This is a genomic window from Nonomuraea sp. NPDC003201, from assembly GCF_053590415.1.
This window is the reverse complement of the sequence record NZ_JBSFTC010000403.1, coordinates 1-8,142: the sequence shown is the minus strand read 5'-3', so window position 1 is coordinate 8,142 and position 8,142 is coordinate 1. Positions and strand designations below refer to the sequence as shown.

Below are 8,142 nucleotides of genomic sequence, written 5' to 3'. Positions count from 1 at the left end.
GGCGCGGCTGGCGGCGGTGCGGGCGGCCATGGACGAGGCCGGGGTGGAGGCCCTCGTGCTGCGGCCCTCGCCGGACGCCCGCTTCCTCGGGAGCCTTCTTGGGGACCGTCAGGGCGCGTACCTGGTGGTCACGCAGGATGTGGTGGCCGAGACCGGCGATCCGGCCGGGGTGGTGCCCGCGGGGGCGCGCCGGGTCGGGGTGGATCCGGAGATGCGGGTGCGGGAGCTGTTCGGGCTGGCGATCGAGGCCGAGCTCGTGCCCGCGTCCTCGGTGCTGTGGCCGCTGCGGCTGCGCAAGGAGCCGTACGAGGTCGAGGCCGTCGGGCGCGCGGTCGCGGCGGCGGAAGGGGTGCTGGGGCAGGCGCTGGAGCTGGCCTGGTTCGGGGCGACCGAGCGGGCGATGGCCTACCGGCTGCGGGTGCTGCTGGCCGAGTCGGGGTGCGAGGAGCTGCTGTCACTGCGGGTGGCGGCCGGGGAACACACGGCCCTCCCCGCGCACGTGCCCGGGGAGCGCGTGATCAACCCCGGGGACGCGCTGGGCGTGGCGGTGTGCGGGCGGTGGGGCGGCTACTGCGCCGAGGTGTCCAGGGTGTTCGCCGTGGCGGAGCCGCCGGACGACTTCGAGGCGATGTACTCGGTGGTGCTGGCCGCCCACCGGGCCGGGCTCGCGGCCGTGCGGCCCGGCGTGCCGGTGGACGAGGTGGCCAGGGCCGTGGGCGAGGTGATCGACGGCAGCGGGTACGGGCGCTTCGCGGCGGCCCACGTGGGCCGGGGCGTCGGGCTGGGGCACGACGAGGGGCCGTGGCCGGGTGAGGACGCCGTGTTCGAGCCGGGCATGGTGTTCTGCCTGGAGCCCGCCATCTACGTGCCCGAACTGTTCGGGGCCCGGGTCGCGGACGTGGTGGTGTGCGCGGACGACGGGCCGGTGCCGCTGGGCGCGTACCCGCACACCCTGCACGTCCTCGACCGTTAAGGCAGCCTGACGGCCTCGGCCAGCCTGCGGGCCTCGTCGGCCCATCCCGCCAGGAACATCAGCGCCTCGCCCCGCTCCCTGAACCGGCGGGCCGCGTCCACGGGCGTGGCGCCGCCGTAGTCGAGCTGCGCCTCCCCTGCCCGGGCCAGCATCAGCGGGGTCAGGAAGTCGTACTTGACCGCCGACGCGCACACCGCCAGCCGCACCAGCCGCTCGTCACCGCGCCAGCCGGAATCCCGCAACCCCCGCACGTACGCCCCGTGGACGGCCGCGTCGAGCGCGGGCAGCAGAGCGGCCGGCAGGAACAGGTCGAACACGCTGTCCGGGATGTGGTTGCCGACGTCCTCGCCCAGCGCGCCGTCGCCCGCGAACGCCCAGTCCACCAGCACGCTCTCGCCGTCGCGGTCGATCACGTTGCTCGGCCACACGTCGAGGTGGCACAGCGCCCTCGGCAGCGACTCCAGGACGGCCAGGAACTCCTCCCGGTCCCGGTGCAGCCGCACCAGCTCCCCGCGCAGCCCGGGCGGGAAGTTCTCGGCGACCAGGGGGTGGCGCCAGACCGCGTCGTCCTCCAGCAGCTCGTACGGGACCGGTTTCGAGCCCAGGTAGTCGCGCAGGAACGACCGGCTCGACCAGGGCCGCTCCACCTGGCCCGCCGCCCCTTGGGCCAGGCCGAGCTGGCGCCCGAAGAGCGTGTGGCGCCCGAGGTCCCAGGTGGTGCCGGACCGCCCGGCCACGTCCTCGGTCCACAGCGCGAGGTCGCCGTCGTCGCGTTCGACCAGCTCCAGCAGCTTCGGCGCGGCCACCCCCGAGCCCGCCCACAGCCCCGGCAGGCCGTCGGCGTAGACGTCGGCCTCCCTGCGCCAGTAGTTCCAGTGGCGCGGATCGTCGGAGTGCCCCCACCCCGCGCCGCCTTCCTTGCGGCGGGTCAGCACCTTGAGCACCGCCGACCTCGACCCCCTGCGCACCCGCCAGATGCCGCCGGTCACCGCGTTCAGCGGGTTGTGCGTGAGCGGCTCGACGACGGCGTCGGCGCCGCCGAGCACCCGCGCGATCTCATCTTCCACTCGCGTCACCCTAGCTCGTGACGGTGTGTGATGATCCACGGTCAAGGGTAGTCCAGAATCATGCTGCGCATCGGCACGTGGAGATCTGCCGGGTCGCTCGACATGGTGATCTGCGGCTGGCACGACGGCGGTCCCGGGCCCCTCGAAACGGGCATCAAGCTCATCTACGGAGCAGGCGGCCCGATGCCCGGCTTTCCCGGGCTCCGCGTGGGCACCCTCGTGGCGACGTGCGCGGAGGAGATCGCCGAGGCCCTGCTCCAGGGGATCGACGTGGTGGCCACCGCGCCGGACTGCTGCCCCGCGGCGCCCGTGGTGGCGGCGGGCATGTGGCACTACGGCTGGACCGGGAGCGATCCGGGCGCGCTGGCCGGGGCTACCGCCGCGGGCCTCGTCATGGCCGCGCAGCCGGGGCCGTGCGCGGTGGAGATCCGCCGCGACGGCCGCAGCTCGCTCGCCGGTGACGTGCGGGCGGAGACCGTACGCGCCTGCCTGGCCGGGACCGTCCCCCTGGAGTCGGTACGCCTCAGCCAGGAGGCCCCCAGCAGGCTCCTCATCACACCCTGTTAGACGCTTCCACCAAAGCCCGGCCCCGGCTTGGTGAACCCGGACGAATCGCGGCGGCCCCGCCATCGAATACCGTCGCCTGGGAACGTCCGAGACGAGGAGCGGCAGGTTGGTCGAGGTCAGGGAGCTCCATGAGATGGCGGAGTTCGAGCAGGTGGATGCGCTGTTCGAGGACATCTGGCACTTCGGGACCGGTGCCCCGCCCATCACGATCGAGCTGATGCGGGCCCTGGCGCACGCGGGCGGCTACGTGGCGGGCGCCTTCGAGGGCGGCCGCCTGGTGGGCGGCTCGGTCGGGTTCCTGGCCAGCGGGAACGCCCTGCACTCCCACGTCACGGGGGCGGCGGCCGGGCGCGGCATCGGGTTCGCGCTCAAGCTGCACCAGCGCCGGTGGGCCCTGGAGCGCGGGCTGGAGCGGATCACCTGGACGTACGATCCGCTCATGCGCCGCAACGCCCACTTCAACCTGGTCAAGCTGGGCGCCCGGCCCCGCGAGTACCTGCCCTGCTTCTACGGGGTCATGGATGACGCGATCAACCGGGGCGACGAGTCCGACCGGCTCCTGACCGTCTGGCCGCTGTCCGACCCGCGCGTGGAGGCTGTGGCGCGGCCGGGCCTGCGGGTGGATGCTTTGACGCGGCCGGATGCTTTGACGCGACCGGATGCTTTGACGCGACCGGATGCTTTGGCGCGACCGGAGCCGCGTGGGTCGGACGGCCCGCCGCCGGGCGCCGTGGTGGCGCTCGCCGACGTGGGCGGGCGGCCGGTGGCCGGTCCGGTGGACGCCGGCACGGTGCTGGTGGCCGTGCCCGCGGACATCGCGGGATTGCGCGGCGCCGACCCGGGAACGGCCAAGGCGTGGCGGCACGCCGTACGCGACGTGCTGGGCGGCCTGATGGCCGAGGGCCGCGCGGTCACGGGGTTCTCCGGGAAGTCCTACTACGTAGTGGAGAAGAAGTGAAGATCACTGGAGTTGAGCTGCGGCGGATCGCGATGCCGCTGGTGGCGCCGTTCCGCACGTCGTTCGGCACGGAGACGGCCCGCGACGTCCTGCTGGTCAGGGTGGTGACGCCGGACGCCGAGGGGTGGGGCGAGTGCGTGGCCATGGACGCGCCGCTCTACTCCTCCGAGTACACCGACGGCGCGGCCGAGGTGATCCGGCGCTTCCTGCTGCCCGCGCTGCCGAAGACGCTGGACGTGCACGACGTCGGCCGCGCGCTGGAGCCCATCAAGGGCCACCGGATGGCGAAGGCCGCAGTGGAGACGGCGGTGCTGGACGCGCAGCTCAGGACGGCGGGCGAGTCGTTCGCCCGCTTCCTCGGCGCCTCCCGCACGCGGGTGCCGTGCGGGGTGTCGGTCGGCATCATGGACTCCATCCCGCAGCTGCTCGACGCCGTGGGCGGTTACCTCGACGAGGGGTACGTCCGCATCAAGCTCAAGATCGAGCCCGGCTGGGACCTGGAGCCGGTCCGGGCCGTGCGCGAGCGGTTCGGCGACGACGTGCTCCTCCAGGTCGACGCGAACGCCGCCTACTCGCTGAGCGACGCCCGCCGCCTGGCCCGGCTCGACGCGTTCGACCTGCTGCTGATCGAGCAGCCGCTGGCCAACGACGACCTCGTGCAGCACGCCAGGCTGGCCAAGCAGCTCAAGACGCCGATCTGCCTGGACGAGTCGATCGAGTCGGCCGAGCACGCGGCCGCCGCCATCGCGCTCGGCTCGTGCTCAATCGTCAACATCAAGCCCGGCCGGATCGGCGGCTACCTGGAGGCCCGGCGCATCCACGACCTGTGCCGGGCGAACGGCATCGCGGTGTGGTGCGGCGGCATGCTGGAGACCGGCCTCGGCCGGGCGGCGAACGTGGCCCTGGCCGCCCTGCCGGGCTTCACGCTGCCCGGCGACACCTCCGGGTCGCGGCGCTACTACTCCACCGACATCACCCAGCCCTTCGAGCTGTCCGACGGCCACCTGGAGGTGCCCGCGGGGCCGGGCCTGGGCGTGGACCCGATCCCGGAGGTGCTCGACGCGGTGACCACGAGCACGGAGTGGATCACGCTCTGACGCTGGGCAGCACGGCCTGGCAGGTGGCTGACACGGGTCCCCCACGTGGGGGATGTTCACGGACGCTGCAGCGGCGAGCATCGGAACGCGCCACGCGAACACCACCTGCCTGACCGGAGGCCCCAGCATGACCACCACCCTCGGCGGAACACCACGGACCGGACGGCTTCCGGCCATCCTGGCCAAGCTGCACGGCCGGACGGCGGTGGGCGTGCCCCGCTGGGCCGTGTGGGCCGCCTACGCCACCACCTTGACCCCGCTGCCGTCCGGCATCTGGCGGATCGCGGCCTTCATCTTCGGGGCGCCGCTGCTGGAGTTCGGCGGGGCTCCCCCGCCCGGCCACGGGCCGGTGCTGATCGACGGCGAGTGGTGGTACATCGTCACGCTCAGCGTGGCCAGCGAGGCGACGGCGTTCCTCACCGTCGGGCTGGTCGCCCGGTGGGGTGAGGTGTGGCCGCGCTGGATCCCCGGGCTGGGCGGCCGCCGGGTGCCGGTCCTGGCGGCCGTCGTCCCCGCCGGCCTGGGTGCGGCGGTGTTGCTGGTCTTCCCGTACGCGCTGGTCATGTTCGCCTTCGGCCGGATGATCAACGGAAGCCCCGAGGGTTTGATCGTGCACGGCTGGCAGGCGGTCGCCTTCTGGGTCACGTACGCGCCGCTGGCCGCCTGGGGCCCGCTGCTCGCCATCCTGACCGTGCACTACTTCCGGCGACGATCATCTTAGGCGCCTTTCAGTAGTCAACCAGGTGAGCTGGTCGCTCGTGGGCTCCTGGGCGACCCCGGTCGAGCCCGTGCAGCGCGATCTCCACCCCGACGTCGGCCTCGTAGCCTGCCCCGCGCGACGCGGCCCGGGCCGGTCGAGCAGGAGGCGCGCCGCCTGACGACGGCGTCCTCAGGCGTTGTCGGGCGTGGCCCATTCGACGAACTGGATGATCACGCCGTTGGGGTCGGTGACCTGGAACAGGCGTTCGCCCCAGGGCTCTTCACGCAGCGGCATCGTGATCTCGACCCCGGCGTCACGCAGCAGCTTCTCCTGGTCCCGCAGGCCGGTGTCGAGGGTGAACGCCAGGATCAGGCCCGCCGCGTGCTGATCGCGCTGCTCAGGCGGCAGTACCTGGGTGCCGCGGGCGAGCAGGACGATGTCCACCGCATCGGTACGGGTGAGGGAGACGAAGCCCTCGGCGGCGGCCTGAACGGAGTAGCCCAGGTGAGTGGTGAAGAACGCCTGGGAGGCGGCGATGTCGTCGATCGTGAGCGAGACGGTGGACGCGATGATCTGCAAGAAGGTCTCCCTGTCGGGTCGGAGCCGGGACGGAGGTGTGAGGTACCGACGCGGGTCAGTAGCCGCGGCGGCGGGGGATGCTGCGGGCGACACGGGGCTCGCGTCGCCCGCGGACGGCACGGTCGGAGGGCAGGTGGCGGAGGTCGTCGCCGCGCTTGAGGGGCTGCTCCGGCCGGTGGTGGCCCAGTTGCCCGGTCAGCACATCGGTGCGGTGGATCGCGGGGACGGCCTGCTCGGCCATGGGGTCGAGGTGGCGCATGGGCACTCTCCTTCGTTCCGGTCGGCGTTCCATGGTCGCAAACTTACGACGGGCGTAAATTTAGCCCAGACGGCTCGGGGGTGTCAACATAAAAATGCTACGGGGGTAATATTTCCCCATGGCTACCCAGACTCCGGCCCAGACCGCCGGCGACCCCACACAGCTCGAGTCGCCCATCGGCCTGCGGGAGGCCAAGAAGCAGGAGACCCGGCAGCTCATCTCCGACCACGCCACCCGGCTGTTCATCGCCCAAGGCTTCGAACAGACCACCATCGCGGAGATCGCCGCCGCCGCCCGCGTCGCCAAGAAGACCGTTACCAACTACTTCGCCCGCAAGGAAGACCTGGCCCTGGACCACCAGGAGGAGTTCACCGCCGCCCTGGCCCAGGCCGTCGCCACCCGGCAGCCCGGGCAATCCGCCCTGACCGCGCTGCGCCGCGCCTTGCAGGACGCCATCGCCGCCCAGGACCCGGTCGCCGGCTTCTCCGGCGCGGCCTTCGCCCGCATGATCGCCGACAGCCCCACCCTGACCATCTGCCTGCGAGGCCTGCACGACCAGCGCGAACACCGCCTCACCCAAGCCCTCGCCGAGGCCACCGGCACCGCCTCCGACGACATCACCGTCCGGACCGCCGCCGGGCTCCTGGGCACCGTTCACCGCATCCTGTTCCAACGCATCCAGGACCTCACCCTGGCCGGACGCTCCAACGACGAGATCGCCCGCACCATCGGCGCCGAAGCCACCCAGGCGTTCGACCTGCTGGAGCCCGCTCTGGCCGACTTCGCCACCTGAACCCGCCGACGCCAGTGAACAACTCTCTTACGTCAGGGCCGCCCACCGGTGTGGGTGGTGATCGTCGCCGCGAGGGACGGCACGACCGCGTGGGGCAGCGCGTGGCCGAGACCAGCCACTGTGACGAGAGTGGCGCCGGGGATGGCGCGCGCCAGCCGGGCGGCGTGCGGCGGCGGGGTGACGGGGTCCTCCGGCGCGTCGATCACCAGGGTGGGCACCGAGACGTTCGCGAGCTCGGCCCCGCGCTCCATGCCCGACTGGTCGGCCAGAGCATGGGCGGCGAAGTTGCGCCAGGTGCCGCTGTGGGCGGCGATCCGGCGTTCGAGATCGGCGAACTCCTCGGCGTCGAAGGGCAGGACGTCGCCGTTGAGGACCCTCCAGTGCTCGACGCGCCACCGAAGCTCCGCCTCCGGGTCGCGCTCTTGTCCGAGCCTCTCCCACAGAGCGAGCAGCCGGGGGTCGGGCCCGGGCAGGTCGTCGTCGGAGATGCCGGGGTCGGGGGCCGCCCCGCCGATCAGCGCGGAGCCGAAGATCGTGGCGCTCATCAGCCGGTCCGCATGGTCGAGGAGGAGCAGCTGGACCAGGGTGCCGCCCATCGACATCCCGACCACGTGAGCACGTGCGATCCGCAGCGCGTCGAGGGCCGCGATCGAGTCGTCGGCCAGCGCCCGGATCGGGTAGGGACGCTCGTGGAAGGCATGGGTGGAGCGCCCGGTGTCGCGGTGGTCGTAGCGGACGACGAAGTGGTCGCGGGACAGCAGCTCGACCAACTCGCCGGGCCAGGTCAGTCCGCTCGCGTTGGCTCCCATCACCAGCAACAGGGCGGGACGCTCCGGATCGCCGGTCGTCTCCACCCAGAGCCGATAACCGTCCGCGACCTCGACGAAGGTCTCAGCGTGGCGAACCCCGCCGGTCCGCGGGTCGGTCGCTCGGGCCATGACTCACTCCTCGTGGGTTGGGTTCCAAGCGACGATACCAAGAGACGAAACGTCTCGTCTCGCATTGCGGAGGCACGCCGGGCCTCGGCTCAGTTGCCCCAGGTTCCCGCGGCGGCGGCCGTCTTGACGTAGTCGGCGAAGGACCGCGGGTCGCGTCCGAGCGCCCGCCGTACGCCGTCGCCGACGCGCTCACCGGCGCCGTCGCGGATCC

The 8,142-nt window shown here is 72.7% G+C and carries 10 protein-coding genes; 6 read left to right on the top strand and 4 right to left on the bottom strand.

Annotation, left to right across the window (positions count from 1 at the left end):
- Positions 1–973, top strand: a 973-nt coding sequence (locus ACWDX9_RS55740; RefSeq protein ID WP_449970860.1) for a M24 family metallopeptidase, incomplete at its 5' end; no start/stop codon positions are given.
- Here the strand turns inward: ACWDX9_RS55740 and ACWDX9_RS55735 are convergent.
- Entirely contained in the window at positions 970–2,040 is a 1,071-nt protein-coding gene (locus tag ACWDX9_RS55735; RefSeq protein ID WP_449970858.1) for a hypothetical protein, read from the bottom strand. The genes ACWDX9_RS55740 and ACWDX9_RS55735 overlap by 4 nt on opposite strands.
- Positions 2,041–2,100: 60 nt before the next feature.
- On the opposite strand from ACWDX9_RS55735, the gene ACWDX9_RS55730 reads away from it, so the two are divergent.
- The 4 genes from ACWDX9_RS55730 (at position 2,101) to ACWDX9_RS55715 (ending at position 5,383) form a co-directional block, all read left to right on the top strand.
- Positions 2,101–2,607, top strand: coding sequence for an acyclic terpene utilization AtuA family protein (locus tag ACWDX9_RS55730; protein ID WP_449970855.1), 507 nt, complete (start codon positions 2,101–2,103; stop codon positions 2,605–2,607).
- Between the two features lie 106 nt (positions 2,608–2,713).
- Positions 2,714–3,565 (top strand): GNAT family N-acetyltransferase, encoded by an 852-nt coding sequence (locus ACWDX9_RS55725; RefSeq protein ID WP_449970853.1) that lies wholly within the window; start codon positions 2,714–2,716, stop codon positions 3,563–3,565.
- Entirely contained in the window at positions 3,562–4,662 is a 1,101-nt protein-coding gene (gene menC, locus ACWDX9_RS55720) for an o-succinylbenzoate synthase (protein ID WP_449970850.1), read from the top strand. Before ACWDX9_RS55725 ends, menC begins: the two co-directional genes overlap by 4 nt.
- 127 nt (positions 4,663–4,789) lie before the next feature.
- Positions 4,790–5,383 (top strand): hypothetical protein, encoded by a 594-nt coding sequence (locus ACWDX9_RS55715; RefSeq protein WP_449970848.1) that lies wholly within the window; start codon positions 4,790–4,792, stop codon positions 5,381–5,383.
- A 168-nt stretch (positions 5,384–5,551) separates the two neighbouring features.
- Here the strand turns inward: ACWDX9_RS55715 and ACWDX9_RS55710 are convergent, their stop codons facing one another.
- Positions 5,552–5,941, bottom strand: a complete 390-nt coding sequence (locus ACWDX9_RS55710; RefSeq protein WP_449970845.1) for a VOC family protein — start codon at positions 5,939–5,941, stop codon at positions 5,552–5,554.
- A 55-nt stretch (positions 5,942–5,996) separates the two neighbouring features.
- Positions 5,997–6,200, bottom strand: a complete 204-nt coding sequence (locus ACWDX9_RS55705) for a hypothetical protein (protein ID WP_449970843.1) — start codon at positions 6,198–6,200, stop codon at positions 5,997–5,999.
- Positions 6,201–6,318: 118 nt separating this feature from the next.
- On the opposite strand from ACWDX9_RS55705, the gene ACWDX9_RS55700 reads away from it, so the two are divergent.
- A complete protein-coding gene (locus tag ACWDX9_RS55700; protein WP_449970840.1) occupies positions 6,319–6,993 on the top strand; it encodes a TetR/AcrR family transcriptional regulator in 675 nt (224 codons plus the stop codon).
- 32 nt (positions 6,994–7,025) lie between these two features.
- On the opposite strand, the gene ACWDX9_RS55695 is transcribed toward ACWDX9_RS55700, so the two are convergent.
- Positions 7,026–7,931 carry an alpha/beta fold hydrolase gene (locus ACWDX9_RS55695; protein WP_449970837.1) on the bottom strand — a complete coding sequence of 302 codons (906 nt, stop codon included), beginning with the start codon at positions 7,929–7,931 and terminating at the stop codon, positions 7,026–7,028.
- Positions 7,932–8,142 lie beyond the last annotated feature (211 nt).